This is a genomic window from Salinibacter ruber DSM 13855 (assembly GCF_000013045.1).
GTDB lineage: Bacteria > Bacteroidota > Rhodothermia > Rhodothermales > Salinibacteraceae > Salinibacter > Salinibacter ruber.
Genome location: NC_007677.1, coordinates 3,360,111 through 3,386,911 on the forward strand (window position 1 = coordinate 3,360,111; position 26,801 = coordinate 3,386,911).

Genomic DNA, 26,801 nt, shown 5'->3' on the forward strand with positions numbered 1-26,801 from the left:
GGCGGACAGAGAAAACGCTTGATTGATCACTCCATCCAACGCGGGGCCGGAACTGCCGTTCGTCACGCCGACGGGGAGACGTGCCCGTTTCGGGAGAACTTCCCGTTCGCAATCGTCCCTCTCGGGGGTGCCGGCGCGGACGTCATGACGGCGCTCTGGTGTGTCAACACGATCCGCCCTGAGACACCGGTGAGACAGGCGTGCTACACCCCATGGCAAACTGGGGCGTCGTCGTGCCCTCCTTCTTCGCTCCCCCCCCTTCGTCCCTCGCCAGTGGACGGGCATATTGTGCCCATACTGTGAACTACTGCGGCGCAGCGGGGCCCGGTATGCGCTTTGTATTTCGTAGAGGGCAGACACACTCGACGCGATGAAGGCCCACAGGCTTCCCAAACGGGCGAACGGCTTTGTACCGAACGAGCTCGACCGCGCGCCGAAATATTCTCACCAAGTCGATCACACGCCATGACACGATCCGCACTCCTACGCTCCCGACTCGCTCCGCTGGCCCTCGCCGTCGCCCTGGTCGTTGCCGTCACCGGCTGCGACTCCACCGGCCCGTCTACCAGCGGGGGCGGGGAGGTACAGGTGGGCTTTTCGACATCCTCTTCGACCTCCACGTCGTCGACCAACGCGCTCGCCAAGGCCGCGTCCGACTCCCTGGTGCTTTCCGGAGCAAATGGCGACACTCTGAATATCCACGACATCCGCCTGATCGTCGACAAGGTGAAGCTGGAGCAGGACGGGGAGGACCAGGACGGCGACGATGACGGAAACGACAGCACGGAAGTGGAAATCGAGCGCGAAGTCGAAGTCGAGCGCCCCAGCTTTCTGGACCTCCCGCTACAGGGATCCGAAATCTCGCCCGTGGCGGCCGGAGACGTGCCCGAAGGAACCTACAACGAGTTCGAGTTCGAGGTCGACGACCTCGACGACGATGAAGGGAATGCCCAAGCCCTGTTGTCGGAGATTCGGGAGGACGAGGGATTCTCGAACTGGCCCGAGGACGCGAGCATGGTCGTCGTCGGCACCTTTGCGCCCGCCGACGGCACGCCGACCGCCTTCACGGCGTACTTCGCAGCCGAAATTGAGGTCGAGCGGGAGTTGCAAACGCCCCTGGAGGTGACCGGCGATGGGTTCTCCCGCGAGCTCATCGTGCGGCTCGATCCAGGGCAGTGGTTCACACGCACGGACGGCACCCCCGTGGACCTCTCCCAGTCCGACTACGATGCGCGTGAGGAGCCGGTAGAGTTCGAGGCCGAGTACGAGTTCGAGGACGGCGTCTCCGAAATTGAATTTGATTAGGCTCGGGCCCCCACCAGAGAACCGAGCCAAGCGGCCTGGCCGGATGGGGACAATGCCCATCCCGGTCAGGCATTGCTTTTTGTCCCTGCGGGCTCGCTCAGCGGTCTTCTCGGGGACCCTCGACACGTTGACCGGGCGGGCCGTTCTTCCAGAACCGACGCCCCACGCCCCGTTTCGACCCCTCGAAGAGACCGCCGTGGTGCGCAGAACGGCTTCCCACCCGTCACGCAGCCAATCTTGCGTCTGCCCGGTACGGGACGCGCCCCGCACCGGGCCGGAAGGCCGGGGCCGAGCACGAGAGCGAGAACGCCCCCCTCGCCGGCTCACGCTCTCAGATGCCGCTCTGCGCGACACCCTCGCAGCTTTCGACGGACTGATGGCGTGCCGGATCGCCGCCCCGCATCACGCGCAGTCCGTCTTGCATGGTCGTACGCCAGCACTGGTCGTAGACCGAGCAGTAGCAGACGGTGACGTTCAGCTCTCCCGCCCGAACTGCTCTCTGGATCTGTCGGACAGGTCGGAGCTCCGTGTCGTCGTCGGCCTCCAGGGCAAAGAGGTCTTCCCGATCGGACTGGGGCGGTAGCACTTGCCCGCTAATGAGCGAGAAGGAGTACCCGATGGTATCGGGGTTGACATCGGCCGCGGTCACACTTCGGAGCACGGTGTCCCAGTCCGACCGCACGCCGTCCCGATGCGTCACGTTCGCCGCCCGAATGCGCGCCGGGCCGACGCCGGTATTCCGGACGACGAGTTCCACGCTACGGCCCGAGAAGCTGGGCCCCACCTCCACGTGCGGCCACGCCGAGGCCCGCTGCTGCTGACGCATCAGCGATGCCTCGTAAATGGAGACGAACAGGCCGCACAGGCTCAGCAGAATGGCCGACAGGCCCACCAGCATCTGTGGGCTGGAGATCCAGTCGGAGAATGATTCTTCGACGTTTTCCTCGATCATGGCGACGAGCCCGTGCTTGCGCCGAACAGTTATCGAGACACCGCGGCTTCCTCCTGCCGCTCCACCTGCTCGAGAAACGGCACGCCGTCTTGAATCCACGCCGGGCCCTCGTCGCCCTTCAAGTAGTGGTCAAACCATTCCAGGACCCGGTTCCGGTAGTCGACCGTGTTTTTCTCCTTGCGGCTGATGCCGTGATTCTCGCCGTCGTAGACGAGGAAGGCGAGCTCCTTGTCCGCCCGGCGGGCGGCGTTGTAGAACTCCACGCCCTGGTTGAACTCCACGGCGCCGTCGTCGGTGCCGAAGGCCATGAGGAACGGCGTGTTGAGCGATTCGATGTGGTGAAGGGGCGAGTTTGCCACGTAGGCGTCCATGTCCTCCCACGGCGGCACGCCCATCCGTCCCTGGCTGATCTCAAAGATGCGGGCGTCGGTGCCGCCGCTCCGCCAGTAGATGGAGTTGTACATCGAGACCATGTTGGTGAGCGGGGCCCCCGCCACTGCCGTCGCGAAGAGATCCGTCTGCGTGGCGGTGAACGTGGTCTGGTAGCCGCCCCAGGAGTGCCCCACCAGCCCGATCCGCGAGGTGTCCACGGCGGCCGCTTCGGCGGCAGCCTGCACGCCCGGCACGATGGCGTCGACCGCCGAGTTGCCCGGGTCGCGCGGGCGGTACGTGATGTCGGGCTGGAAGACGATGTAGCCCTCCTGCGTGAACGTGGTGGTGTTGTACGGGTGCTCGCGGGTGGGCACCACGTAGCTGCGGGCCTGTGGCGAGCGGGTCTCGTAGATGTAGGTGATCATCGGGTACGTCTTGTCCGGATCGTAGTCCGCCGGGTAGAACAGCGCGCCCTGCAGCTTCTTGCCGTTCGCGTTTCGGAAGGCGACGAGATCGGAGCGGCCCCAGGCGTAGTCGTCCTGGAACGGGTTCGTGCTGGTCACCTGCCGGGCGTCGGCGAGCTGCGGGCCGGCCCGGAAATAGTCGGGCGAGTCCTCGAAGTCCTCGACGCGGTAGGCGTAGACATCAGCGGAGTCGGCCTTCGTGAGGCCGGTCATCATCTTCGGCTTCCACACCATGCGCTCCGGCGTGTCGGTGAGGGCGGACGCCCGGGCGTAGCCGTGCTCCTCCGTCCATTCGTCGTAGAGGTCCCAGTAAATTGGCTCGTTGCGCGGGATGACATCCGCCTCACCCGGCGCCTCGTCCGTCAGGTCGACGTAGCGGTGCCGCACCGAGTCGGCCCGGCCCGTGGTGAGGCGCTCCGTGGACGAGCCATCCGGCGCGATCCGCCACACGTCGTACTCGCTGTAGACGAGCACCGACCGGTCGCCCGCCGTCCACCCGGCGATGCCGAAGGGCGGCTTCTGCTCCACGGTGTGGTCGTCGTCCACGTCCACGACGGGGACGGGCACATCCGCAGTGATCGTATTGGTGGTCTCCTGCTGGAGATCGTAGGCGTGATACTGATCGTTCTTGAGCCAGAGCAGGTAGCGGCCGTTCGCGCTCGGGCCCTCAAAGAACTGCACCTTCTCGGCCACCTGTTCGCGCTCGCCCGTCGCCACGTCGATCGCGTAGAGGTCGTGGTAGACGGGGCCGAACATGCGCTCCTCGCGGTAGGGCGTCTGGTCGAGGCCTACGGCCCGGGCGCCGCCGTGGAGCACCTGCACGTCTTCGGTCAATTCGGTGCCGAGGCGCGTCCAGTGGGCCTCGCCGCTGCGGCCGAGGTGCCAGGCAGTGAGATAGTTGTCCTCTCGGTCCTGCTCGGCCTGCACCTCCTGGCGCGGGATGATCTCGACATCGCTCGTGTGCCACACCTTCACGCCGGCGGGGCCGTAGTCCTCCAGCGAGTCGGCGGCCGCGGAGTCGGCCTGGGCCGTGTCCGGCGCGACGGCCTCCCGCTTCTGGACGCCAAAGAAGAGGCGCTCGCGCTCGGTGGCCCACGCCGGCGTGCGGTGGTCCACGATGCGGAGCGAGTCGGGAAAGGCGCCTGCGGTCGCCGGGTCAAACTGACGGCGCTCGGGCGCGCCGTCGTTCACGCCGGTCCACGCGAGCACCACGTGGGTCTCGTGCTGCCAGTCGTCGGAATCGCGGGCCCGCAGCGCGGCGAGGTCGTCCTCGGCCGGACGCCAGGAGAGGCCGGTGTAGTCGCCCGGCGTGGAGGCGAGGGTCTGGAGTCGTCCGGTGGCCGCGTCGTAGAGGCGCACGCCGTTTCCGGTCTCGGTCCGGCCGTCGATGGTGAGGGCGAGGTGCGGGGCCTCGTGCTGCCACGCCATGTCGGCCACGTTGCCGAAGCTGGTGTAGGTTTCGGCCTCCAGGTCGCGGACCAGCAGGTCGGCCCCACGCAGGTCGTCCGGCGCCTCCTGCGGCGGGTAGCGGCGCATGGCAAGGTAGCGCCCCCCGTCGCTGAAGGCAAAGCCCGACACCGCGGGCACGACGGTCGTGTCGCCGGTCGCCAGGTTCAGCAGGCCCAGCCTGCGCCGGACGGGCTTTTCCTGCTTGCGGCGCTTCTTGCGCCTCTCCTCCGACATGCCGATCGAATACGCGAGCCACTGCCCGTCGGCCGAGAAGGCCGGGCTGCGCCCAAAGGCGACGGTGCGCGTGGTGTCGCGCCGGGTGTGGTGGATGCGCAGCTCGTGGTTGCCGTTCACGCGGCGGATGGGGGTCGCCATCCAGGTGCCCTCGGGCGAGAGGGTGGCGCCGCCCAGGCGCTCCCACTGCCCGTAGTCGGCTTCATCGAGCGGGGCGTCGGCCGGCTGGGCCCGAGCCGGCCCGGAGGCGATCGTGAGCAGCACGGCGAGACAGACGGCGAGGGGAAGACGCAGGGCGCCAAAACGGGACATCGTCGGGCGGCGGATCGATGGGCAGATGCGAGCAGTCGTCGATTGAAGCGAGGGGGCCGGCGAGACTGTTCCCGGCACCTATGGTCGGAGGACGGGCGTGCGGCCCCCGTTGTTACAGAGGAGCGTGGCGCCAATGGGCACCCTGCTCAATCGGATCGCAGTGCGCGAAGAAGGGCCCTTCCTGTCTTGAGCACCGTCCGGGACGAGAGGGCGGCACTCACGAGCACCACGACGCCGTCTCCGGTCTCGCGGTCGAGTGCCACGACGCTCCGGAAGCCCCCCGTGCCGCCGTTGTGCCAGAGCACGGCGTGCCCGTCGCGGGTCGACTGGTGCCAGCCGAGGCCGACGCGGGTGCTGTCCCTTCCTGTTGGGGCGCGGGGGCGGAGGGCTCGCCGCATCGCCTGCTGCAGCGCCAGGGTCGTGCCCGAGGCCGCTTCGAGAGCGTGCCGGTGCGCTCGGAGATACGTGAGCAGGTCGGCGGCGGTAGACCGCAGGGCCCCGGCCCCGGCGAGCGCCTCGAAATGCCAAGGCGGGGTGGGGCGTCCCATCCGATCATGGCCCTGTGCGAAGCGGTCGGCCCGCTCCGGCGAAAGGTGAACCCGAGTGTCGGGCAGGCCGAGCGGCCCCGTGATGCGCCGGCGGACGAGCGCGGCGTAGGTCGTGTCGGCCCGGCGGGCGAGGAGCTGTCCCAGCAGTCCCATTCCGAGGTTCGAGTATTCGTATTTTGCGCCTGGCGCCCGCGACAGGGTGTAATCGTCGAGGAAGGCGTAGAGCGCGCTGTCGCCGTACGCAGCGTATGGGTCTCCCGGACGGGCCGTCGCCCCCAGGTTCGACGGCAGCCGAGGCAGCCCCGACCGGTGCGTGGCGAGGTGCCCCAGCGTCATGGTCGTCGAATCGGTCGTGCCCACCGTCACCGAGTCCGGCAAAAGCGTCGTCACCGACGTCGACCGCCCCACCTCGCCCCGCTCAATGGCGTCGGCCAGGAGCAGTCCGGTGAACGTCTTGGTGACGGAGCCAATCTCGAACACCGTCCGGGCCGTCGGGCGACGCCCGGTGGAGTCGACAGCCCCGAACGCGTGGACGGCCGTCGTGTCCCCGCGCAGCAGCCCGATCACCGCGCCCCCGGGATGATTCTCCATGAGGGCCTGCCCGATCGAGTCGACGGCCAGGGCCGGCTGCCCGCATGCAACCTGGGGGCTCGTCGCCACGAGGGCCAGTCCCAGTACGGTCGCGCACAGACCGCACACCACCGCACGACCCATGTTCAGAATCTTTGGCATAACTGCTCTATCGTCGCTCTGTGCTTGACTCAGACAGAGTCCATCGGACGACCAGTAAAGCCCCCTATTCGCCCGGAGAGGCTCCACAAGAGCGAAGCGAGGGCCGAAGGGTCATGCCCTTGGGGGCTGACGAAGTAAATTCAAGTTTGGAGCGACGGAGTCAAGAGCCTTTGCAAAGCACCATCCGTTTTGACAGGGGTTCTTAAGAAGCGGGCGTACGGGGGCATTGCTACCGGGCGGTCACTTCGTCTAATGCCTGCTTCAGGGCCTCGGGCTCGTCGGTCCCGATGCGGATCTGCCCTTCCCCGCGAATGTTCAACTGCACAGCCCGCAGGCCGGACACGTTGTAGAGCCAGCCGTGCCGCGTGTAGCGAATGCCCCAGCCGTGAAGCGCCGAATTCCGGACGACCTCCGCGCTGACGATGTCGTTGAGCGCAAAACGCCGTGTCCAGAAGCCGGGCCCGAAGTAGAACACCAACTCTTGGTCGGTCACCGTCACCGTCAAGCTGGAGAAGAGGACGGCTAGGACGCCGAACCCACCGAGCATCGTGTAGGCGAGCAGCCCGAGTTCTCCGTCCTCCACCATGAAGGCGTAGTAGAGGAGAGGCAGAGCAGCGAGCGTAAGGCCGCCCGTCACGTAGCCAACTTGCGTGTGTTTGTATCGCATCGGGTCGGTGGACGCTATTCGGGCACGCACAACGCTTTTTTCTTCTCGGTCGATGCCCGACTCCCTGCTACTGCCCCCCCGGCTTGACGTAGTACCCGGCCACCCGCCACGTCCCGTCGTCTTTTTTCAAGGACACCGTCTCGACGGCGTCCTTCTCCCCGTACGTCGCCCTGTACTGTGCCGTGACGTACTCCCCCTCTGGTGCGCGGGGCATGTTCGTGGTGTAGCGGGCCGCCACGAGCGAGCGGGCGCGCAGGCTGTCCAGCGCCGCATGCGCCCGTCGAACCTGGGCGGCCCACTGCTCCGCGGTCACTTTCGACTTGAGAAGCGTCGCCGCCTCCTCCCAGGTCGCCTCGTACTTGTCGGCGTCGAGGAGCACGAACCACTCCTGCGCGGCCTCCTTGGCGGCCTCTACGGCCTGCTCGTTGGACTGGGCCGGAAGGGAACGGGGAGCGATGAGAAAAAGAGCGAGAAGTCCGCCGATGAAGAGCGATGATCGCATGGGATTGAGAGAATGAGTCGGGAAATAGCGCATCTCGGAGTACAGAATGGTCCGCGTCGGGACGGAACCCGAATGCCTTAGGAAGACCGCTGACAACGGACGGCCGACCGTCGTCAGCGGTCAGTTCACCGCAGTTCGCGCCCGGATCCACGCCGCGACTGCCTCCAGGGCCCGCGGGGCCATCGTGGTCTCAATCTGGGCGTACTCGGTCGGGAGGCCGGTCTCGGCGGGCTGGAAGAGGTGGTTGAGGCCGTCCAGCACGCGCACCGTCACGTCGTCGCTCGGGCTGGAGCGGAGGGCCGCGCGCATCGGGGGCGCGTTCTGCTCGGGCGGCACCTGGAGGTCTTTGCTGCCGTAGAGCGCCAGGACGGGCACGTCCACCTGCCGCAGCGTCGGCGCCGGGTCGTAGCGCACGAAGAACCGGAACCAGGGACTCGTCATCTGCTCAATCTGCGACTCGGCCTGTGCGTCGGGAAGCCCCTGTTTTTTGAGCATCGACCGCACCTGGTTGGCCACCTCGGCCGAGTCGGACGCGGTGCGGACTGCCCTCATAATCTGTTGCTGCATGGAACGGATCGTGTCGACGGCCGACGGTGAAGCGCCCTGAGCAGACGCCATTCTTGCCCCCTGTTCCACCAGAATCTCATGCCCCGGCACGCTCGGCCCGGCCATCAGCACGAGGAAATCGACCGGCTCGAACCGAGTGTGGACCATCGGGGCCACGAGGCCGCCCTCGCTCATGCCGAGCAGGCCCACCGCTTCCGAATCAATGCCGGGCCGCCCCTTCAGGAAGCGGACGGCCGCGGCCGCGTCCCCGGCAAAGTCCTCGGAGGTGGCGCCCTCAAAGGTGCCCTCGGACGCCCCCACGCCGCGCTCGTCGTAGCGGAGCACGGCGATGCCCTGGCGGGTCAGGTGGTCGGCCAGGACGTGGAACAGCCTGTGGTTGGCGACCTCCGAATTGCGGTCCTGCGGCCCGGAGCCGGAGACCAGCACCACCGCCGGGTGCGGCCCGTCGCCGTCGGGGCGTGTGAGGGTGCCGTCCAGCGTGAGGCCCGCCGACTCGTTCCGGACAGTCACGCTGTCCGCGGCGTACGGGGACGGCGGTTCCGGATGCTGCGGGCGGGGCGGCGGGGCCGTGTCTGCCTCGTCCGCCGGGGTAAGCGTCAGCGGAAACGACTGCCCGGCCTGCGTCCATGTGCCTTTGATCTTGGCACTGTCCTCGACCAGCACGCCTTCGTACGCGCCGGCGATGCGATCGACCGCGAGCGTCACGCTGTCGCCCACCACGGTGACGTCGGACACCGGAATGCCGGTTGCCCCTTGGTCGGGGCTGTCCATCGTGGCGGTGCGCCCGTCGCTGCCCCGCTCGATATGGAAGACAATCCGCAACTCGGCGGTCCCGGCGTCGAGCGTGCCCGTCCACGATCCGACCACGCCCTCCTGCGCGGAGACCGTCGTGAGGCCGACGACCGCGAGCCCGACACCGAGCAGCACCAAAAGCCGAGTCCAGGAGGCCATGGGTTGATTGCAAACGGGTTGAGGACCACGTAGTACGCCAGGACAACACGATAGAATAACGACCGTCCCTCCGAAAGGATGTCCCATTCACCAACGAAAGCGCCCGTTTACCAATGAGCTGGGGAGCGGGGCGGTCTTGGGTTCCGATTTCTTTCTCGTGTTGTGTAGTTTTTGAGCCTGCACCGCCCCTTCAAGGTGATCCGTCCACGCCGTGGTTGCTCCGGAGTCTACCGTCTCGCATTCCGATGAGGAGGGACAAAACCCCCAGTCCGTCTCTCCGCCCCTCCGGCCTGCCGTCCTCGTCGGCCTGCAGTTGGGATGGTGGGGCATATACGGCGTCGCCTACTACCTCACCCTGCGCCCGTACCAGCCCTTCGTGGATCTGCTCTGGAAACAGACCTTCATCGCGACGGGAAGCGGCCTCCTGCTCAGCGCCCTGCTGGGAGGACTCTACCGGGCCGTTCGATTGTCTCGGCGGCGGCCCGTGGGACAGGCCCTCATCGCCCTCGGCACCAGCATCGCCCTCGGACTGGCGTGGTACCAGGTGAAGGTGTGGGGCGTCGAGTGGTTCAACCCGTTCATCGCCCCCGTCACCAGCCTCGGCGCATTTCGGCCCGGCGAAGGCTCCATTCTCTCCAGCGCGCCGGCCTTTCCCATCCTCCTGCTGGTCTGGAGCGGTGCGTACCTGAGCATCGCCCAGTGGTACGCCCGGCAGACCCAGGAACAGCGGCGCCTCCGGGCCGACGCCGAGGCGCAGCGCGCCCGGTTGCGCATGCTCCGCTACCAGCTCAATCCCCACTTCTTCTTCAACGCCCTGAACACCATCGGGGCCCTGGCCGACGAGAACCCGCAGCGCGTGAAGACGGCCGTACACGAGCTCTCGGGCTTTCTCCGCTACACCCTGCTCGACGAGGAGGCCCTGAACGTCCCCCTCCGCGACGAAGTGGAGGCCGCCGAACACTACCTCGCCGTCGAGAAGATTCGCTTCGAAGACGACCTGCGGGTCGATGTGAGCCTGGACGGCGCGGCGGGCCGGCAGGTCGTGCCCTCGTTTCTGGTGCTTCCCCTCGTGGAGAACGCAATTCAGCACGGCCCCTACACAAGCCCCACGCCCCTGCACGTTCGCGTGACCGGAACGCTTACGGAGGATGTCCTCGTGGTGGAGGTGGCCAACACGGGACACTGGCGCGCCCCACCCGACGCGGACGGCACCGGCACCGGCCTCGACAACGTCCGGCGCCGGCTGGCCACGCAGCACCCGGACCGGCACCGGCTGGCCGTTACCGAGGACGACGGCTGGGTCCGCGTCCGCATCGAGCTCGACACGGATGCCCTCAACCCTCATGCCTGATCCCCTCCAGATTCTGATCGTCGACGACGAGCGGCTGGCGCGCCGCTCCATCCGCAGTGCCCTCAACGGCGTGGCGGGCGTCGCGGTGGCGGGCGAGGCCGCGAGCATCGATGCGGCCGCCGAGCAGATCCGCACCGAGGCGCCGGACGTGGTGCTGCTGGACGTACAGATGCGGGGCGAAACGGGCTTCGACCTGCTCGACCGCGTCGAGGCCCCCGTGCAGGTGGTATTTATCACCGCCCACGACGAGTACGCAGTTCGGGCCTTCGAGGTGAATGCGCTCGACTACCTCCTCAAGCCCGTCGACCCGGACCGCCTCGCGGAGGCCCTCCGGCGCACCCGGCAGGCCGAGACCGCCCTGCCCGAGGACGAAGACACGGATCCGGAAGGCCTCGCGTACGATGACCTCTTCTTCTACGAGGACGGGCGCCGCCCCCGCTTCATCCGGGTCCGCGAGATCATCTGTATTGAGGCGGCCGGCAACTACACCGAGCTCCACGTTGCGGACGGCACCACGGCCCTCACCTCCACGACGCTCTCGACGTGGACCGACCGACTGCCCGATGCTCATTTCGCCCGGATCCACCGCTCCACGATCGTCAACGTCGAGCGCGTGGCCACCGTAGAGCAGGAAGACGGCCGGACCTACAGCGTCCACGTTGAGGGCCGGGACGACCCGCTCTCGATGAGCCGACGACGGGCCCGTGCGCTCCGCGACCGACTCGCCTAGCGCCACACGTCCACGCGATCTTCACGCCCAGAGGCCGGACGCGGCCTTGCAAGTGCGCCCCACGACCGATACCGTTGGATTGCGACGCTAGTTTAGAACTAGTCTAAATAAGGCCTATCGACGGAATCACGATGCGTCCCTGCGCCCTTTTGCTCCTTCTCATCGGCCTTCTGCCCCTTCTCAACGCCCCCCCGCAGGCCCAGCCGGCCCCGGCGCGACCGGTCGCCGACACGACGGCCCGCGCCGATTCGCTCTGGCAGCTCGACATGGAGCAGGTCGTGGTCACCGCCACCCGCGCCGAGCGGTCGGCCGACGACGTGGGCGTGCCGGTGTCGGTCATCGGGCAGCAGGAAATCGAGGCGCAGGGCGCCGCCCGGGCCACGGACCTGCTGGCCGACCAGCCCGGCCTCTCCATCAACAACGACCACGGCTCGGGCCTCCAGATGCGGGGGCTCGGTCCCGAGTACACGTTGATCCTGCTGGATGGAGAGCCCATCGTCGGGCGCACCGCCGGCACGCTCGACCTCGGCCGGCTCACCACGGCCAACATCGAGCGTGTGGAGGTGGTGCGGGGTCCGACCTCCTCGCTGTACGGCAGTGAGGCCTTGGCGGGGGTCGTCAACTTCATCACCGGCGCCCCGGCCGGGGACCTGGGGGGCGAGGTGCGCACCCGGTACGGGACGCACGGGACTGTCGACCTGAGTGCCCGGCTGGAGGGGACGAGCGGGCCGTGGCAGGGATCGGTGTTCGTCGACCGGTACCGAACGGGCGGCTACGACCTCTCCCCTGCGGCCCTCGCCCCCACCCGCCCCGGCTACGTCGACTACACGGCCCAGGCCCGGGGGCAGTATGAAGCCGGCCCGAGCACCACATTTTCTCTGCGCGGCCGCCTCGCCACGCAGTCGCAGAACTACGACGTCGGCATCAGTGCGGACGGGACGACGGGCGATGTCCGCCACGCGCAGCAAAACGACCGGCACGACTGGAACGCGTCCGCCGAGGTCGAGCAGCAACTGGGCGCCGGATGGCGGCTCACCGGCACGCTCTACTGCGCGGGCTACCACACCGACCAGTCGCTCCGCCGCGTCGATAATGGCACGATCCGCAGCGAATCGGTACTCGACCAGTACCACGGGGAGGCCGAGGCGGTGCTCCGCGGGGCCCTCGGCAACAATCACCTGCTGACCGTGGGGGCGGGCACGACCGTCGAGACCATCGACGCCGACCGCAAGACCGGGACCCGGCGCGGGGGCTTTGGCTTCGTGCAGGACGAGTGGAGTCCGCTGGCGTCCCTCGACGTGACGGGCAGCCTCCGGCTCGACGGCAACAGCGACTACGCCTCCCGCCTGAGCCCCAAGATGGCCGTCCGCTACGCGCCGTTCGACCGCGTGTCGTTCCACGCGTCCGTCGGCAGTGGCTACAAGGCCCCGGCCTTCCGACAGCTCTACCTCAACTTTACCAACCCGCAGGCCGGATACAGCGTCTTCGGCACCACGGAGGCGCAGCGCGGCCTCCAGCAGTTCGAGGAGCAGGGCCAGATCGACACCTTCTTCCGCGACCCGAGCACGCTGGGCGAGCCCCTGGCCCCCGAAACCTCGTGGGCGTTCAACGCCGGCTTCACCGCGTCGCTCTGGGGAGACGCCACACTCCGCCTCGATGCCTACCACAACGAGGTCGACAACCTGATCGACGCCGAGGCGGTGGCGCGCAAGACCAACGGGCAGAGCGTGTTCACCTACGTCAACCGCAATGAGATTTACACCCGGGGCGTGGAGGCCCGGCTTACCCTTCGCCCGACCTCTGCCCTTCGCGTGCAGCTCGGCTACGACTACCAGGAGGCGAAGGACCGGCAGGTGCTCGACGAGCTGGAGGCCGGCGATGTCTACCGGCGGGAAAACGGACGGGACGTGCAGGTCTCCCCCGACGACTACGCCGGCCTGCCCGGACGACCGGCCCACACCGGCACCGTGCAGCTCCGGCACATGGCCCTGCCGTTTGGACTCACCGCCAACGTGCAGGGGACGCTCCGGGGCCGCGCCGGCTACGCCGACCGCAACGGCAACGGCATCGTCGACGTCGACCGCGAATACGTGGAGGCCCGCACGCGCTGGGACGTCACGGTCTCCAAGACGCTACTCGACGACTACACCCTGCGGCTGGGCGGCGAGAACCTCTTCGACTACACAAATCCACGACGCGTCCCTTCGATTCCGGGGCGCACCTGGTTCGCCGAACTCCAGGCCCAATTCTGATCCCACACACGCACGTCGACTCCGCACGATGAACACGAGCACACTCGTTCACAACCGAATTTCCATCCGTACCATGCGACGCATCTCTTCCCTTCTTTCGATTCTACTTCTCGGCGGCGCCCTCGTCCTCACCGGCTGCGACAGCACCGGCGTGTCCGGCGACGACGGAGAGGACGACGCCCCTCTCACCATGACCCGCGTGGAGAACCTCCCTGGCGATCCCGACACCACCAGCGGCGGGGGGTACCCACAGGGGCACAACCAGTTTGCCTTCTTCAGTCTTCGGGACAGCTCTGTCGTCCTGCACTCCGACGAGCAGGCCCGCACTGATTCGGCCTCCACCATGTGGGACCTCGCCTTCCGGGGCACCGACATTATTGTGAACGGCGGCCCGAACGGTCCCGGACAAGGCGCAGCCTACGTCGCCGAGAACGCCTTTCAGGAGGTCTCCGAGGTGACTCCCGATAGCCTCACCCGTCACGCCGTAGAGGACTGGTATAACTACAACGAAAATGGCAACCACATCGTCCGCCCAACGCCGGGCCACACCATCGTCGTGCGCACCGCCGACGGCGAGTCGTACGCCAAGCTCCGCATCCTCAGCTACTACGAGGGCGCTCCCGAAAATCCGGCTGAGAGCGGCGCCGAGTCGCGCTACTACACCTTCGAGTACGTGCTCCAGGACGACGGCACGCGCTTCGAGTAGCGGCGACATGCATCCTCCCCACACGCTACACATTCCCTCCAGTCCCATGACTTCCCGCTGTCCCCTCACGCCCCAGCATCTGTTGCCCATCGCAAAGAGGCTGTGCCTGCTCCTCGCGGTGGGCGGACTGCTGGGCGCCCCCGCCGCCCACGGCCAATCCCCCGCCGACACCAGCCGCATCGTCACGCTCGGCGGCTCCGTCACCGAGATCGTGTACGCGCTGGGCGCCGGCGACCAGGTGGTGGGCGTCGACGCGTCGAGCGTCCACCCGGATGCGGCCACCGAGACCCCCAGCGTGGGCTACTTCCGGCAGGTACCCGCAGAGGGCGTCCTCTCGCTCGACCCGTCGCTGATTCTGGCGCTGGACGGGACCGGCCCGCCCGCCGTCCTCGACCAGTTTCGGAGTGCGGGCGTCCGCACCGTGCTGGTGCCCGATACGTCGAGCGTCGCAGGGGCGAAGCGGAAGATTCGGCGGATCGCCGGGCTGCTCGGGCGCGAGGCGAGGGCCGACTCGCTGATCCGGGACATGGAGGAAGACCTGGAGGCGGCCCGCGCGCTCCGTCGGCGCGCCGAGTCGACGCCGGAGGTGCTCTTCGTCTACGCCCGGGGCAGCGGATCGATGAGCGTGGCGGGCACGGGCAGCTCGGCGGAGGCGATGATCGAGCTGGCAGGCGGCGAAAACGCGATCACCGGCTTCGAGGGCTTCAAGCCGATGTCCGCCGAGGCGGTGGTGGGCGCCGAGCCGGACGTGATTCTCATGCTCACGCGGGGCCTAGAGAGCATCGGCGGCGTGGAGGGGCTGATGGAGCAGCCGGGCATCCCGCTCACGCCCGCCGGCGAGAACCGACGCGTGGTGGCGATGGACGACCTGCTTCTGCTCGGGTTCGGCCCCCGGCTCGGAACGGCGGTGGAGGGGCTTACGGAGAAGCTGCACCCCGCCCTGGAGTCGACCGCGCCTTCGTCGTCTGCATCCCAACAGTAGCGCGGCATGGATTTCTCCGCGGTTACGACGAATTCCGGGACGGACACGCGCACCGACGCGCGGGAGGGCCCTCGCCCGTCCGGCGCCGCGTCGTCGAGACGGGCCCGGCAGCGGGGCCGTGAGTGGCGGGTGTTGACGGGCCTCGTCGCCCTGCTGCTCGGGGCCGTCGCGGCGGGCCTGGCCGTCGGGGCCGTCGCCATCTCGCCGGGGCAGGTGCTGGCCATCCTCGGCGACAAGGTCGGCCTCACGCTGCCGTGGTCCTACGAACACCGACAGGCCCTCGTGCTCACGGCCATCCGGCTGCCGCGGGTCCTGCTGGGGGTGGGCGTGGGCGGCGGGCTTGCCGTGAGCGGGGCGGTGATGCAGGGCCTCTTCCGCAACCCGCTGGCGGACCCGAGCCTCATCGGGGTGTCGAGCGGGGCCGCGCTGGCGGCGGTGGTCACGATCGTGCTGGGGAGCACGCTGGTCGGCGCCTGGGGCGACACGCTGGGGGCCGTGCTGCTGCCGGCGGCGGCCTTCGTGGGCGGGGTGGGGGCCACGGTGGTCGTCTACCGCCTCGGCACGCGGAACGGGCAGACCTCCGTGGCGACCATGCTCCTGGCGGGCATCGCCATCAACGCGCTGGCCGGGGCGGGGACCGGCCTCATGACGTTCATCGCGGACGACGACCAGCTCCGCGACCTCACGTTCTGGACGCTGGGCAGCCTCGGCGGGGCCACCTGGACGCAGCTCGCCGTCGTGGGGCCGTGCCTCCTCGGCGGCATGATTGCGGCGCCCTTCCTGGCACGCCCGCTCAACGCCCTGCTGCTGGGAGAAGGGGAGGCCTACCACCTCGGAATCAACATCGAGCGGACGAAGAAACTCGTCGTCACGCTGGCGGCCCTCGTGGTGGGCGCCGCCGTGGCCGTAAGCGGCGTCATCGGCTTCATCGGGCTCGTGGTGCCGCACCTGCTGCGCCTGGCCGTGGGGCCGGACCACCGGGTCCTCATCCCCGGCTCGGCGCTCCTCGGGGGCGCGCTCCTCCTCGGGGCCGACGTGCTGGCCCGCACCATCGTGACCCCCGCCGAACTGCCAATTGGCATCGTGACGGCCCTCGTGGGGGCGCCCTTCTTCCTCTGGCTCCTCCTGCGCGACCGCACCCGGGGGGCCGGATACTCGTTCTGACCACAGCCCCCACCTGCACACTGCCTCGCCGTTCTCACTCCGCACCCGCTCCGCGCACCTTCATGCTCCGGCTCGCCCGCCTCCCCATCGCCCTCATGTTGCTGCTTCTGGGCGCCTGCTCGGCCAATGCCGGGCGTGCCCAGCCCGCGCCGTCCGTTGCTCCCCCCGCGCTCCACGACCTGCGGGTCGACGTGGGCTATCTCTCGGCCGATCTGCTGCGGGGGCGCGAGACGGGGACCAAAGGGGCGCGCCTCGCCGCACAGTACCTCGTGCAGCGCTTCCGGGAACTGGGGCTCGCGCCGGGGCTCGACAGCACATGGACGCAGCCGTTTGACGTCACGTACAGCCCGAATCCGCACGCACCGTCGGGACACGGGACGCCGCGCACCGGCCGCAATGTCGTGGCGCATCTCGACCGGGGGGCCGGGCGCACCGTCGTCATCGGCGCCCACTACGATGGGCTCGGCTACGGGGGGCCGGGCTCCCGCTCGCCGGGCGACTCGCTCATCCACAACGGCGCCGACGACAACGCCAGCGGCGTGGCGGCCCTGCTGGAGATGGCCCACCAGCTCAAAAATTCCGACGCCCTGTCCAGCAACGTCCTCTTCGTCGCCTTCTCGGGGGAGGAGCTGGGGCTCTACGGCTCGAAGCACTTCGTCGACGCGATGCCGATGCCCCCCGACCAGGTCCGCTACATGATCAATCTCGACATGGTGGGCCGTCTCGGCGATTCGCGGCGGCTGGTGGTGAGCGGCACCGGCACCTCGCCCGCCTGGGCCCCCGCCCTCGACGCGGCGGCCGAGGCAACTAACATCACGCTCGCCGAAGACCCGTCCGGCCTCGGCGCCTCCGACCACACCTCGTTCTATCTCGACGACATTCCGGCCGTCCACCTCTTTACTGGCGCACACGACCACTACCACACGCCCGGCGACGACAGCCATCGCATCGACTACGACGGGCTGCACGACGTCGCCACCTTCGCCGTCCGCCTCGTCGAGGCGTTGGGCGACGACGGGGACCTGCCGTTCACGGAGACCGACAATGAGCCTCAGGGCCGCCGGACGTCGTTCGACGTCACCCTGGGCGTTATGCCCGACTACACCTTCGACGGGACGGGGATGCGCATCGACGCGGTGACCGAAGACGATGGCCCCGCGGCCCGTGCGGGACTCCGGGCGGGCGACGTGGTGGTGCGCGTCGGCGACGTGACGGTCGACGATATCTATGCTTACATGGACGCCCTCGGCGAGCTGGCGCCGGGAGACGCGACCACCGTGGTTGTGAAGCGCGGCGATCAGACCCTGAAGGCCGAGGTCCAGTTTTGATCCCCGAATCCACCCGACGGCGTCCATCCGCCCCCATCGCCACCTGCACGAATCTTCCGAACGCGCGTCGTCGGACTGCCCGACGCGCCGGCACGATCCTGCCATGATTGCCCTCCGCGACATTACGGTGCACATCGGGGACGCGACGCTCATCGAGCGCGTGTCCGCCGCCGTGCGGCCCGGCCAGATGACGGCGGTCGTGGGCCCGAACGGTGCGGGCAAGACGACGCTCCTGCGCGTGGCCAGCGGCGAGCTCACGCCGTCCGAAGGGGCCGTTCAGCTAGACGACCGTCCGCTCGCCGCGCTCTCCGAGCAGGCGCAGGCGCGACGGCGGGCCGTGCTGCCCCAGGCCTCCCGGCTTCACTTCGCCTTTTCGGTGCTGGAGGTCGTGCTCATGGGCCGCACGCCGCACGTGCAGGGCCGGGAGGGCCCGGAAGACTGGGCCATCGCCGAGGATGCCCTCGACGCCGTGGCAATGGCCGGCTTCGCGGATCGCGACGTCCCGACCCTATCCGGCGGCGAGCAGCAGCGCGTCCACCTCGCGCGGGCGCTGGCGCAGATCTGGACGCCCCCGGACGACGGACACCGATACCTGCTGCTCGACGAGCCCACCGCCAGCCTCGACCTCGCCCACCAGCAGAATGTGCTGCGCACGGCCCGCGCCTTCGCGGACCAGGGGGCCGGCGTGCTCGCCATCCTGCACGACCTGAACCTCGCGGCGCAGTTTGCCGACCACGTCGTCGTGATGGCGGACGGCGGCGTCCACGCCCAGGGCGCCCCCGCATCGGTACTCACGCCCCCGTGCATCCGCGAGGTGTTCGGGTGGCCCGTGTGCGTTCTCGCGCACCCCACGCAGTCGTGCCCCCTCATCGTCCCCGACGGCGCCGAGGCCGGGGCGACGGTGTCCGATCCCAACTCTCTCTGACAATCTCTCCCCACTGCGACCATGCCTACGTCTCCCCCCTCTGCCGCCGACCTCAAACAGCGCTGGAATGCGGTTCAGGACAACCCCCCCGACGTCCAACCCCGCACCGCCGCGGCCCGGATGGGCGCAAGCGAGGCCGAGCTCGTCGCCACCGGCTGCGGCGAGCACGTCACGCGCCTCCGCGGCGGCTGGCGCGGCCTCCTGCGCCGCCTCCACACGCTCGGCCCGGTGATGGCACGCACCCGCAACGACGCCGCCGTGCACGAGAAGACAGGGGTGTACCGCGACGTCGAGTTTACCGACCCCCACGGCCTGGGGCTCGTGCTGGAGGACAACATCGACCTGCGCCTGTTCATGGACCACTGGCACCTCGGCTTCGCCGTCGAGACGCCCCCGAACGGGGAGCGAGACGGCGGGCGCCGAAGCCTCCAATTTTTTGACCGCGACGGCACCGCGGTCCACAAGGTGTTCTTGACCGGCGAGAGCGACCGCGATGCCTACGACGCGCTCGTCGACGCGTACCGCCACGACGACCAGTCGCCGGAGCAGTCCGTCACGCCGGTCGAGGCCGACACGGCAGAGACGCCCGATGCAGACATCGACGTGGAGGGGTTTCTGCACGCGTGGGGCGAACTGGAGGACACGCACGACTTCTTTCCGCTCCTGAGCGAGCACGACGTCTCTCGGGAGCAGGCCCTACGGCTGGGCGAGGGGCGCTTCACCCGCCGCGTGCCGGACACGGCCCTGCGCCACACGCTCCGGGCCGCCGCCGAGCAGGAGACCCCCATCATGGTGTTCGTGGGGAGCCCAGGCTGCCTCCAGATCCACACCGGGCCCGTTCAGACGCTCAAGGCCACGCCGCCGTGGTACAACGTGCGCGACCCGGACTTCCGGCTCCGCCTCAATGAGGAGAGGATCGACCAGGCCTGGGTGGTACGGAAGCCCACGACCGACGGCCGGGTTACGTCCCTGGAATTGATGGGCGCGGACGGCGACGTCATCGCCCGCCTCTTCGGCGAGCGCAAGAGCGGCCAGTCGGAACGGGCCGACTGGCGCTCCATCCTGGAGGCGCTGCCGTCTACGCCGTAGTCCCGCCCCCACGTCCCTCCACACTCTCCACACTCCCCCCCTCACTCCTCACACATCCATGCACAACCTCCACGGCCCCGACCGCCTGTTCGAAACCCGCTACGGCGACGTCCTGCAGTGCGCATGCTGCGATCGCATCCAGATCACCTTCCGCGAGCACACGCTGCTGGTGGACGAGGAGGAGCTGGAAGTGCTGACCGATACGATCAAACACGCCTGGGAAACCGTGCGCGACACCGAGGGACAGGACCGGTGGGAGCTCCAGGCCGGGACCGACGCCGGACCCGTCTCCATCACGCTCTCTGAACCGGCGCTCCGCACGCTCCACGTCCTTCTTCAGGGCGCCTGGTCGATGTATTCACTCCGGGAACGGATGCGGGCCGTGGGGGGAACCGCAGACGACCGACGGGCCCGCGACGTGCTTCGCGACCACGTCTCGCCCACCCCGTCGCAATGGAGCGGCCTCGATCAGTCCTCGTAAGTCCGTCCGGCATCCTGTGTGCGCCCCATGCCCAAAAATGACTCGCCCCAACGATTCGACGCAGAGCGGGCCGCGGCGTACGACGACCGCATTCGGCGCCTCGCGCCCGGCTACGACCTGCTCCAGTCCACCGTTGCGTCTGTGCTGGCCGCCCGCCTCCCCGACGACGCGCACCTGCTCGTCGTCGGGGCGGGCACCGGCGCGGAAATCGTGACGATGGGACGGAACGTCTCACGGTGGCAGTTTACCGCCGTCGATCCGTCGCCCGATATGTTAGATCGGTGTCGGTCGCGCGTCGCCGAAGCAGGGCTGGCCCCCGGGTCGAGTACGTCTGCGATCGGATTGAGGACGCATCGTTTCCACGGCACTTCGACGCCGCCACGTCGCTCCTCGTTGCCCACTTTATCGACGGCGACGCGGCGAAGCAGCGGTACTTCCACGCCCTCGCCGGGTGGCTCCGCCCTGACGCGCCCCTTGTGTGGGCCGACCTCTACCGCCCGACGTCCGACGAGGCGTATCGCGCTCTCTGGGCCGCCTGGCGGGAGCAGACCGGCGCCCGGATGGAGGCAGATGCGGCCGCACGGGCCTTCGAACGCGTCGACGAGGGCATCTCGTTCGTCCGCCCGGCGACGCTACACCAAATCGTCGCCGACGCGGGCCTCCCCCCACCCGTACCACTCTACCAGCATCTCTTGTGGGGCGCATGGATGAGCACGGCGGCCTGATGCCCATGGCACGGCCGATGCGATGCCGCACGGCGTTCGCGAGCCGCCCGCCGCGGCCGTTGCTACAGCGCCACCTCCGCCCCGACCAGGAGCGTACGGCCCGGCATCGGCGCGTCGAAGATCTCGCTGTATTGCCGGTCGAAGGCATTGCGGAGCTCGACGGACAGCGTGGTGCGGGCGCCGGAGAGGCGCGTGTTATAGGCCAGCCGCCCGTGCACCACCCCGTAGCGGTCGGTCGCCAGGGGCGCGTCGCGGAGCCGATCCTTCCACAGCCCCTGCAGCCCCAGCGTCACGGCCCCGGCCCGCACCGACGCACTGCCCTGTAGTTGGTGGCGCGCCGCATCGAGGCCGTACTTGTAAGCGGAAGGGGGCTCCTGCCCGTCGAGGCTGGCGTCGAGGAGCGTGTAGGCCGCATCGAGGCTTACGCCCACGGCACCGAGGGTTCGGTCGAACGACAGCTCAGTTTCGAGCCCCGTGGTGGTAGTGCGGTCCAGATTTTGGGCCTCAAACACCGATTCCGCCTCGTTCCGGAGGTAATCGATGGCGTTGTCGGTGGTGCGGTGGAAGCCCGTCGCGGAGAGCGACAGATTCGCCGGCAGGCGCACGTCCACGCCAACCTCCCCCGACCAGGCGGTCTCGGCCGTGAGGTCGGCGTTGCCCTGGTTGCTGGGCGAATCGATGAAGCGCTCCAGGAAGTTGGGCGCCCGGACCACGCGCCCCCCACCCGCACGGAGCGTCGCCGGCCCAAGGTTGTAGGCCACGTAGAGCTGGGGCGTCGGCTCCGCCCCGTACGTCGGGTCGTAGTCGACGCGCGTGCTCTGATTGACCGTGAGGCGGGGGGTGGCGCGCCAGCGCAGGCTCACGAAGGCCCCGACGGACTGGTCGCCGTGCACCCCATCCCGATTGCTGTCGACCCCGCGAAGCCCGGCGGAGGCGCCGCCGGTCACCCGGACGCTGTTCCACGTGTGGGACCCCTGCCCCTGCACCCGGAGGCGACGGCTGATGTGGGTGTTAGCGCCCACGTCGGGATTGTACGTGTACCGGTCGCGGTGCTGCTTGCCGAAGAGTTGCACCTGCCAGGGCGTGTTCGTTGCCCCGGAGCTCGACAGCCGGCTCTGGAGCCAGAACGTGGAGGTTGCCTCCCGGGCCCGATCCGTGGCAAAATCCGTGTAGAAGTGGTAGGCGCCGAACTCGCGATCGTCCACCCCGGCTCGGGTGTAGAGCGTCGCGCCCTCAAGGTCCCGCGACACGGCCGCCGTGGCCGTCCGTCGCTCAAAGTCCGTCTGCACGGTGCTTGAGAGATTGCTTCCCCCCGGCGGCGGGGCCGCCGACACACGCCGGCCGTCGCTTCCCTGCACCGAGGCCGCCGCGCTCACGGTCGTCCGGTTCCCTGCGGTACGGGCCGCGGCGCCCATGTCGTAGAAATTGTTCTTTCCGTACCGGCTGTCAACCCGCGCCGCGGGGCCATCCTCCCGGACGTCCTCCCTGCGGAGGGCCGTCTTCGTGATGAGGTGGACCACCCCACCGAGGGCATCGGGGCCGTAGAGGGCCGTCGCCGGGCCGTGGAGCACCTCCACGCGGGCAATTTCCGAGAGGGGCACCGGCAGGTCCATCAAGAAGTGGCCCGTGTACGGATCGTTGATGCGCGCCCCGTCCAGGAGGAGAAGGACGCCGTTGAACGTGGAGCCCCGCATCGTGAGGTCGCTCTGCACGCCAAACCCGCCCCGGCTCTTCACGTCGAGCCCCGCCGCGACGTTGAGCAGCTGATCCACGCTGTTGACGGAGAGGGACTGGATGTCTCGCTGCGTGTACACGCTCACGCGGCGCCCCGTCTCCTGCGCCGCCGAGGCCACGCGGGAGGCCGTCACCACGACGCTATCGGCCATCTGCACGCGAAACGCCACGTCGGAGGTGTCCTGGGCCCGCACGGGCGCGACAATCAACAGAGCAAGAAGGCACGGAAGAAGCAGTCGAACGGAACGCATACGAAGGCAAGAATGAGTGCAACGACGAACCGGCGGCGCCCAACGACTGCCCTGGCGGGCGGATCCGCCCCCCCTCCGGAAATTCGTTGAAGACGTGTAACGCCTCCTCTCCCTGCGATTACGGAAGACCCTACGCCGGACGCCGCTAATTTTGAAGCACTGCGCACAGATACACTTTCGTCGTTCTCTTGTCCCGCCGTTTCGTAAAACATGTCCGATACGCTGGCCACCATTTCCGCCGACGACCTCAAAGACAAACTTGAAGGGGAGCACCCACCGGTTCTCATCAATGCCCTGCCGCGAAAGGCCCACGTGGCGACTCACATTCCGGGCTCCGTCAACGTTCCGGTTGACGAGATCGACCGGGTGGAGGCGCTCGTCCCCAACACGGACGAGCCCGTCGTCGTGTACTGCGCCAACGCGGGGTGCGACGTCTCCCTCAAGGCGGCCCACGCCCTGGAGGAGAAGGGCTACACGAACGTGATCGACTTCGAGGACGGCTACGCCGGGTGGCGGCAGGCGGGCTACCCGCTGGTCGGCGAGAAGCGCTAGCCGCACGTCCGGCGGCGTCACAGCCCTCATGGACGGGGACGGCCGCCCCCCCCCCAGCCGGCCCGCGGCACCACACGCCGGACTGATCTGTTGGGACGGCCGGACTCTCCCTTCCAAATTCCCCGTGCGCATGCGCCACGTTCGTGTCGCCGTCCTGCTCGGCCTCTGCGCCGTCGCCCTGCGCCTCGCGCCCCCCGCGCTGGCCCAAGAGCGTGCCGCCCTGAACGGGTACGTGCGCGACGCCGAGACCGGGGAAACCCTGCTCCAGGCCAACGTGGTGGTCGAGGGCACCGGCCGCGGCGCCGCCACCAACAACGACGGCTACTATACGCTCCAGGGCCTCTCGCCCGGCACGCAGACCATCGTATTCTCCTACCTCGGCTACCAGACCCGCACGGAGACAATCACCCTCACGGCCGGCGAGACGACGCGCCTCGACGTGGAACTCGCGCCCGCCGACCTGCAGACGGAGGAGGTCGTCGTGACCGGCGAGCAGGACGACGCCAGCGAGCAACGCATGGGGGTGGACAAGCTCCCCGTCGCGACGATCACCGAGCTCCCATCCGTCCTGACGCCGGACGTCTTCCGCTCCCTCGCGCTGCTGCCGGGCGTCACCACGGCCTCGGACTACTCCAGCAATCTGTACATCCGGGGCGGCGGGCCGGCCCAGACCCTCATCCAGCTCGACCGCACGACCGTCTACAACCCGACCCACTTCTTCGGGTTCTTCTCCACGTTCAACCCCGACGCCATCAAGGACGTACAGCTCTACAAGGGCACCTACCCGGCCGAGTACGGGGGGCGGCTGGGGAGCGTGGTCGACATCTACAACAAGGACGGAAATCGGCGCGAGACCACCGGGGGACTGAGCCTCAGCACACTGGCGACCCGGGGCTACATCGAGGGGCCCTACGGCGGCAGCGACGACGACCCCGCGGGCTCCTACATGGTGGCCGTGCGCCGCTCCACCCTCGAGCCGTTGCTTGCGGCCCTGGACGACGTGGACGGGCTCCCTGACACCTTCTACTTCTACGACGTGAACGCGAAGGCCACCTACGACGCGGGGCCTGACGATGACCTCTCGCTGGCCGTATATGGGGGGCAGGACCAGCTCTTCCTGCGGCCCGGCGACGGGCAGGAGTTCGACGTCGACTACGGCAACCGGACCCTCAGCGCCGACTGGACCCACCTCTTCTCCGACCGGCTGTTCTCGACGCTCACGGTCGCGGGCTCCCGCTACGCGAGCACGCCGGTGTTCGAGCTCGGTGGGACCCGCTTCACCCAGACGAACGAGGTCAGCGACGCGTCCCTCAAGGCGGGCGTGGAGTACGTGCCCGGGGACCAACACACCGTGGAGGCCGGGCTGCACGCCAGCCGCCTCACGTTCCAGTTGCGGAGCACGTTCGACGGAGACGAAACCTTCAACCAGCGCCTGCAGGGCGAGCAGGCGGCCCTGTACCTGAAGGACACCTACACCCCGACTTCGGACTGGACGATCCGGGGGGGACTACGGGCGACCTACTTTTCGGAGGGGGACTACCTGCGGCTTGCCCCCCGGCTCTCGGTCGAGCACGACCTTACGTCGTCGGTACAGTTGCAGGCCGCCTATGGCCGCTACCACCAGTTCCTGACGCTGGAGACGAGTCAGCTCTTCACGGCCTTCGACTCCTGGCTCATGACCGACGAGGGCCTGCTCCCCTCCTACGGAGACCAAATTGCATTGGGCGTCAACGCCCAGTTGGGCGACGCGTGGCGGCTGGAAGTGGAGGGCTACGCCCGCACCATGCGGGACCTGTTCGAGCTGGACCCCTTTCTGCCCGACCCGGCGGGCGTCCCGTACGCCGATCGGTTTCAGGTGGGCGACGGGCGGGCCTACGGCACGGAGGTGCTCATCCGACGCCCGGAGGGCCGCCTGAACGGCTTTCTGAGCTACACCCTCAGCCGCACCGAGCGGCGCTTCCCAAACATCAACCGGTCCGAGGGAGGCCCGCCGCAGTACTACCCGCCCAACTTCGACCGCACGCACGAGCTTACGCTCGCCCTGAACTACCACCTCACCGACCAGTGGCGGGTGTCTGGCACCTTCAACTACGCCACCGGCCAGGCCTACACGCGGCCCGAGCAGCGCTACGAGCTGGTGGACAGTCCCTTTTCGTTCAGTCCGGGGGTGGGAGGGGCCCAAAACGTACTCGTGAGCCCCTTCAACAACGCGCGCCTGCCCCCTTATCACCGGCTCGACGTAGGCGTGGCCCGGACGGGGCAGTTCTTTGGGATCGCCGAGTATGAACTGCAACTGCAGGCCATCAACGCCTATGCCCGGCGCAACGTCTGGTTTTACCAGTTCGAGAACGAGTCGGACGGCACGCTCGACCGAAACGTAACGCCCCAGATCCCCATTCCGGTGCCGAATGTCTCGTTCTCCCTCACGTTCTGACCCGGCGCGTCCTGTCTCGTGCCCCCCAATTGCCCATTTGCATTCATGCGCCGTCTGGTGTTTCCCCTCCTGCCCGTGCTCTTCGCGGCCGGGCTCATCGGCTGCGACACGACCGCCCCCACCCCCGAGACGCAGGTCGTCGTGGAGGCCTACCTGCAGGGCGGCGCCGCGATGTCCCCGATTCGCCTCACCCGTAGCGTCGGCACGAACGAGGCCTACGTGGCGTCCGAGACGGCCGTGCGCGGGGCCACCGTGGAGGTACACCGCCTGAGCGACGGGGGGACGCCCGCCGAAACGATCGGCTTCACCGAGCAGGAGCCGGGCCTATACCGGCCCGACACTTCGTCACGAGTGCGGCCCCGCGCGACCTACGAGCTGTCCGTCACCACGCCGGACGGAACGAACCTTTCCGCGACCACCACTGTGCCGGACACGATTTCGATCGTGGACGCCACGAACACGACGGCGGTGCACGGGGACACCACCCGGCAGCCCTCCTTCACCATCACCCCGCCGGCGAGCGACCGCGAGCAGCAGGCCGTGCTCGTGATCACCGCCACCTCGCTGGCCGACTTCGGGCGGCCGGCGTCCCAGTTGGCCCGCGGCCTGACGCCGTTCTACGCAGACCTCTACACCCCGGATGAAGACAGCATTCGCACCTACCGCACCACCTCTTCGGGCGTCCGGAACGAGGCAAACTTCACCCGCGACGCGAACGGCCGAATCACGACGGACCTGCCGTGGATCTCCGTGGCGTTTTACGGCCCGAACGAGATCGGCGTCCACGTCATCGACGACAACCTGTTCAACCTCATCCGCTCCCAGCAGGCCCAGTCGCCGGGCGGGCCGGGCGGCGGGCTCGGCCCCGGGGAGATTCCGAACGTCATCGAGGACGTGGAGGGCGGCACCGGCGTCTTTGCCAGCTACGTAAAGGCCACCCGGGACGTCACGATTCAGTGCCCGCCCTCGCTCGCCCCGGACGAGTGCCCGGCCTTCGCGGCGTTCCCGTAGCCGCTCGGCCCCGACGAGGGCCGCCGGCCCG

General features: G+C 68.6%; 22 protein-coding genes. 15 read left to right on the plus strand and 7 right to left on the minus strand.

Annotated features, from left to right (window positions below; genetic code table 11):
* Positions 1 to 465: 465 nt before the first annotated feature.
* Positions 466 to 1,305: a hypothetical protein gene (locus SRU_RS14235; protein WP_112904984.1), complete on the plus strand. Its 840-nt coding sequence runs from the start codon at positions 466 to 468 to the stop codon at positions 1,303 to 1,305.
* Between the two features lie 331 nt (positions 1,306 to 1,636).
* On the opposite strand, the gene SRU_RS14240 is transcribed toward SRU_RS14235, so the two are convergent.
* The 6 genes from SRU_RS14240 to SRU_RS14265 all read right to left on the minus strand — a co-directional run bounded on the left by SRU_RS14240 (position 1,637) and on the right by SRU_RS14265 (position 9,055).
* On the minus strand, positions 1,637 to 2,257 hold the full coding sequence (locus SRU_RS14240) for a hypothetical protein (RefSeq protein ID WP_118831535.1): 621 nt from the start codon (positions 2,255 to 2,257) through the stop codon (positions 1,637 to 1,639).
* Between the two features lie 29 nt (positions 2,258 to 2,286).
* Entirely contained in the window at positions 2,287 to 5,088 is a 2,802-nt protein-coding gene (locus SRU_RS14245) for an alpha/beta hydrolase family protein (RefSeq protein ID WP_164923696.1), read from the minus strand.
* Positions 5,089 to 5,234: 146 nt separating this feature from the next.
* The gene (locus tag SRU_RS14250) at positions 5,235 to 6,227 is read right to left on the minus strand and encodes a serine hydrolase domain-containing protein (protein WP_372586318.1); all 993 of its coding nucleotides are present in this window, start codon (positions 6,225 to 6,227) and stop codon (positions 5,235 to 5,237) included.
* Between the two features lie 370 nt (positions 6,228 to 6,597).
* Positions 6,598 to 7,035: a hypothetical protein gene (locus tag SRU_RS14255; RefSeq protein ID WP_221231426.1), complete on the minus strand. Its 438-nt coding sequence runs from the start codon at positions 7,033 to 7,035 to the stop codon at positions 6,598 to 6,600.
* Positions 7,036 to 7,102: 67 nt separating this feature from the next.
* Positions 7,103 to 7,537: a DUF4019 domain-containing protein gene (locus SRU_RS14260; RefSeq protein WP_162862981.1), complete on the minus strand. Its 435-nt coding sequence runs from the start codon at positions 7,535 to 7,537 to the stop codon at positions 7,103 to 7,105.
* 120 nt (positions 7,538 to 7,657) lie between these two features.
* Positions 7,658 to 9,055 carry an alpha/beta hydrolase family protein gene (locus SRU_RS14265; RefSeq protein ID WP_237701770.1) on the minus strand — a complete coding sequence of 466 codons (1,398 nt, stop codon included), beginning with the start codon at positions 9,053 to 9,055 and terminating at the stop codon, positions 7,658 to 7,660.
* Positions 9,056 to 9,266: 211 nt separating this feature from the next.
* On the opposite strand from SRU_RS14265, the gene SRU_RS14270 reads away from it, so the two are divergent.
* The 11 genes from SRU_RS14270 to SRU_RS14320 all read left to right on the plus strand — a co-directional run bounded on the left by SRU_RS14270 (position 9,267) and on the right by SRU_RS14320 (position 20,788).
* The gene (locus SRU_RS14270; RefSeq protein WP_011405429.1) at positions 9,267 to 10,406 is read left to right on the plus strand and encodes a sensor histidine kinase; all 1,140 of its coding nucleotides are present in this window, start codon (positions 9,267 to 9,269) and stop codon (positions 10,404 to 10,406) included.
* Complete coding sequence (locus tag SRU_RS14275) at positions 10,399 to 11,136, plus strand: LytR/AlgR family response regulator transcription factor (RefSeq protein WP_237701771.1); 738 nt, start codon at positions 10,399 to 10,401, stop codon at positions 11,134 to 11,136. The genes SRU_RS14270 and SRU_RS14275 overlap by 8 nt, the downstream gene beginning before the upstream one ends.
* Before the next feature lie 131 nt (positions 11,137 to 11,267).
* Positions 11,268 to 13,388, plus strand: coding sequence for a TonB-dependent receptor plug domain-containing protein (locus tag SRU_RS14280; RefSeq protein ID WP_011405431.1), 2,121 nt, complete (start codon positions 11,268 to 11,270; stop codon positions 13,386 to 13,388).
* A 73-nt stretch (positions 13,389 to 13,461) separates the two neighbouring features.
* Positions 13,462 to 14,094 carry an HmuY family protein gene (locus tag SRU_RS15600; RefSeq protein WP_162713412.1) on the plus strand — a complete coding sequence of 211 codons (633 nt, stop codon included), beginning with the start codon at positions 13,462 to 13,464 and terminating at the stop codon, positions 14,092 to 14,094.
* A gap of 46 nt (positions 14,095 to 14,140) precedes the next feature.
* A complete protein-coding gene (locus tag SRU_RS14290; RefSeq protein WP_237701772.1) occupies positions 14,141 to 15,076 on the plus strand; it encodes a heme/hemin ABC transporter substrate-binding protein in 936 nt (311 codons plus the stop codon).
* A 6-nt stretch (positions 15,077 to 15,082) separates the two neighbouring features.
* Positions 15,083 to 16,240: a FecCD family ABC transporter permease gene (locus SRU_RS14295; protein WP_011405433.1), complete on the plus strand. Its 1,158-nt coding sequence runs from the start codon at positions 15,083 to 15,085 to the stop codon at positions 16,238 to 16,240.
* Between the two features lie 62 nt (positions 16,241 to 16,302).
* Positions 16,303 to 17,568: a M20/M25/M40 family metallo-hydrolase gene (locus tag SRU_RS14300; protein WP_164923697.1), complete on the plus strand. Its 1,266-nt coding sequence runs from the start codon at positions 16,303 to 16,305 to the stop codon at positions 17,566 to 17,568.
* Between the two features lie 103 nt (positions 17,569 to 17,671).
* A complete protein-coding gene (locus tag SRU_RS14305; RefSeq protein WP_011405435.1) occupies positions 17,672 to 18,493 on the plus strand; it encodes a heme ABC transporter ATP-binding protein in 822 nt (273 codons plus the stop codon).
* A 21-nt stretch (positions 18,494 to 18,514) separates the two neighbouring features.
* Complete coding sequence (locus SRU_RS14310) at positions 18,515 to 19,582, plus strand: hemin-degrading factor (protein WP_011405436.1); 1,068 nt, start codon at positions 18,515 to 18,517, stop codon at positions 19,580 to 19,582.
* A 58-nt stretch (positions 19,583 to 19,640) separates the two neighbouring features.
* Entirely contained in the window at positions 19,641 to 20,063 is a 423-nt protein-coding gene (locus tag SRU_RS14315) for a hypothetical protein (RefSeq protein WP_011405437.1), read from the plus strand.
* A 281-nt stretch (positions 20,064 to 20,344) separates the two neighbouring features.
* Positions 20,345 to 20,788, plus strand: a complete 444-nt coding sequence (locus SRU_RS14320) for a class I SAM-dependent methyltransferase (RefSeq protein ID WP_164923698.1) — start codon at positions 20,345 to 20,347, stop codon at positions 20,786 to 20,788.
* 62 nt (positions 20,789 to 20,850) lie between these two features.
* Here the strand turns inward: SRU_RS14320 and SRU_RS14325 are convergent, their stop codons facing one another.
* Complete coding sequence (locus SRU_RS14325) at positions 20,851 to 22,773, minus strand: TonB-dependent receptor plug domain-containing protein (protein ID WP_164923699.1); 1,923 nt, start codon at positions 22,771 to 22,773, stop codon at positions 20,851 to 20,853.
* A gap of 210 nt (positions 22,774 to 22,983) precedes the next feature.
* On the opposite strand from SRU_RS14325, the gene SRU_RS14330 reads away from it, so the two are divergent.
* From SRU_RS14330 to SRU_RS14340, 3 genes are read left to right on the plus strand one after another with little or no spacing between them, the layout of a single operon-like run.
* A complete protein-coding gene (locus SRU_RS14330; protein WP_164923700.1) occupies positions 22,984 to 23,325 on the plus strand; it encodes a rhodanese-like domain-containing protein in 342 nt (113 codons plus the stop codon).
* A 28-nt stretch (positions 23,326 to 23,353) separates the two neighbouring features.
* Positions 23,354 to 25,759, plus strand: coding sequence for a TonB-dependent receptor (locus SRU_RS14335; protein ID WP_011405440.1), 2,406 nt, complete (start codon positions 23,354 to 23,356; stop codon positions 25,757 to 25,759).
* Between the two features lie 45 nt (positions 25,760 to 25,804).
* Positions 25,805 to 26,770, plus strand: coding sequence for a DUF4249 family protein (locus SRU_RS14340; protein WP_011405441.1), 966 nt, complete (start codon positions 25,805 to 25,807; stop codon positions 26,768 to 26,770).
* The last annotated feature ends 31 nt before the right edge of the window (positions 26,771 to 26,801 follow it).

Coding starts and splice junctions, on each gene's coding strand:
- SRU_RS14235 (WP_112904984.1), top strand. CDS start 466: ATGACACGATCCGCACTCCTACGCTCCCGACTCGCTCCGCTGGCCCTC.
- SRU_RS14240 (WP_118831535.1), bottom strand. CDS start 2,257: ATGATCGAGGAAAACGTCGAAGAATCATTCTCCGACTGGATCTCCAGC.
- SRU_RS14245 (WP_164923696.1), bottom strand. CDS start 5,088: ATGTCCCGTTTTGGCGCCCTGCGTCTTCCCCTCGCCGTCTGTCTCGCC.
- SRU_RS14250 (WP_372586318.1), bottom strand. CDS start 6,227: ATGGAGAATCATCCCGGGGGCGCGGTGATCGGGCTGCTGCGCGGGGAC.
- SRU_RS14255 (WP_221231426.1), bottom strand. CDS start 7,035: ATGCGATACAAACACACGCAAGTTGGCTACGTGACGGGCGGCCTTACG.
- SRU_RS14260 (WP_162862981.1), bottom strand. CDS start 7,537: ATGCGATCATCGCTCTTCATCGGCGGACTTCTCGCTCTTTTTCTCATC.
- SRU_RS14265 (WP_237701770.1), bottom strand. CDS start 9,055: ATGGCCTCCTGGACTCGGCTTTTGGTGCTGCTCGGTGTCGGGCTCGCG.
- SRU_RS14275 (WP_237701771.1), top strand. CDS start 10,399: ATGCCTGATCCCCTCCAGATTCTGATCGTCGACGACGAGCGGCTGGCG.
- SRU_RS14280 (WP_011405431.1), top strand. CDS start 11,268: ATGCGTCCCTGCGCCCTTTTGCTCCTTCTCATCGGCCTTCTGCCCCTT.
- SRU_RS15600 (WP_162713412.1), top strand. CDS start 13,462: ATGCGACGCATCTCTTCCCTTCTTTCGATTCTACTTCTCGGCGGCGCC.
- SRU_RS14290 (WP_237701772.1), top strand. CDS start 14,141: ATGACTTCCCGCTGTCCCCTCACGCCCCAGCATCTGTTGCCCATCGCA.
- SRU_RS14295 (WP_011405433.1), top strand. CDS start 15,083: ATGGATTTCTCCGCGGTTACGACGAATTCCGGGACGGACACGCGCACC.
- SRU_RS14300 (WP_164923697.1), top strand. CDS start 16,303: ATGCTCCGGCTCGCCCGCCTCCCCATCGCCCTCATGTTGCTGCTTCTG.
- SRU_RS14305 (WP_011405435.1), top strand. CDS start 17,672: ATGATTGCCCTCCGCGACATTACGGTGCACATCGGGGACGCGACGCTC.
- SRU_RS14310 (WP_011405436.1), top strand. CDS start 18,515: ATGCCTACGTCTCCCCCCTCTGCCGCCGACCTCAAACAGCGCTGGAAT.
- SRU_RS14315 (WP_011405437.1), top strand. CDS start 19,641: ATGCACAACCTCCACGGCCCCGACCGCCTGTTCGAAACCCGCTACGGC.
- SRU_RS14325 (WP_164923699.1), bottom strand. CDS start 22,773: ATGCGTTCCGTTCGACTGCTTCTTCCGTGCCTTCTTGCTCTGTTGATT.
- SRU_RS14330 (WP_164923700.1), top strand. CDS start 22,984: ATGTCCGATACGCTGGCCACCATTTCCGCCGACGACCTCAAAGACAAA.
- SRU_RS14335 (WP_011405440.1), top strand. CDS start 23,354: ATGGACGGGGACGGCCGCCCCCCCCCCAGCCGGCCCGCGGCACCACAC.
- SRU_RS14340 (WP_011405441.1), top strand. CDS start 25,805: ATGCGCCGTCTGGTGTTTCCCCTCCTGCCCGTGCTCTTCGCGGCCGGG.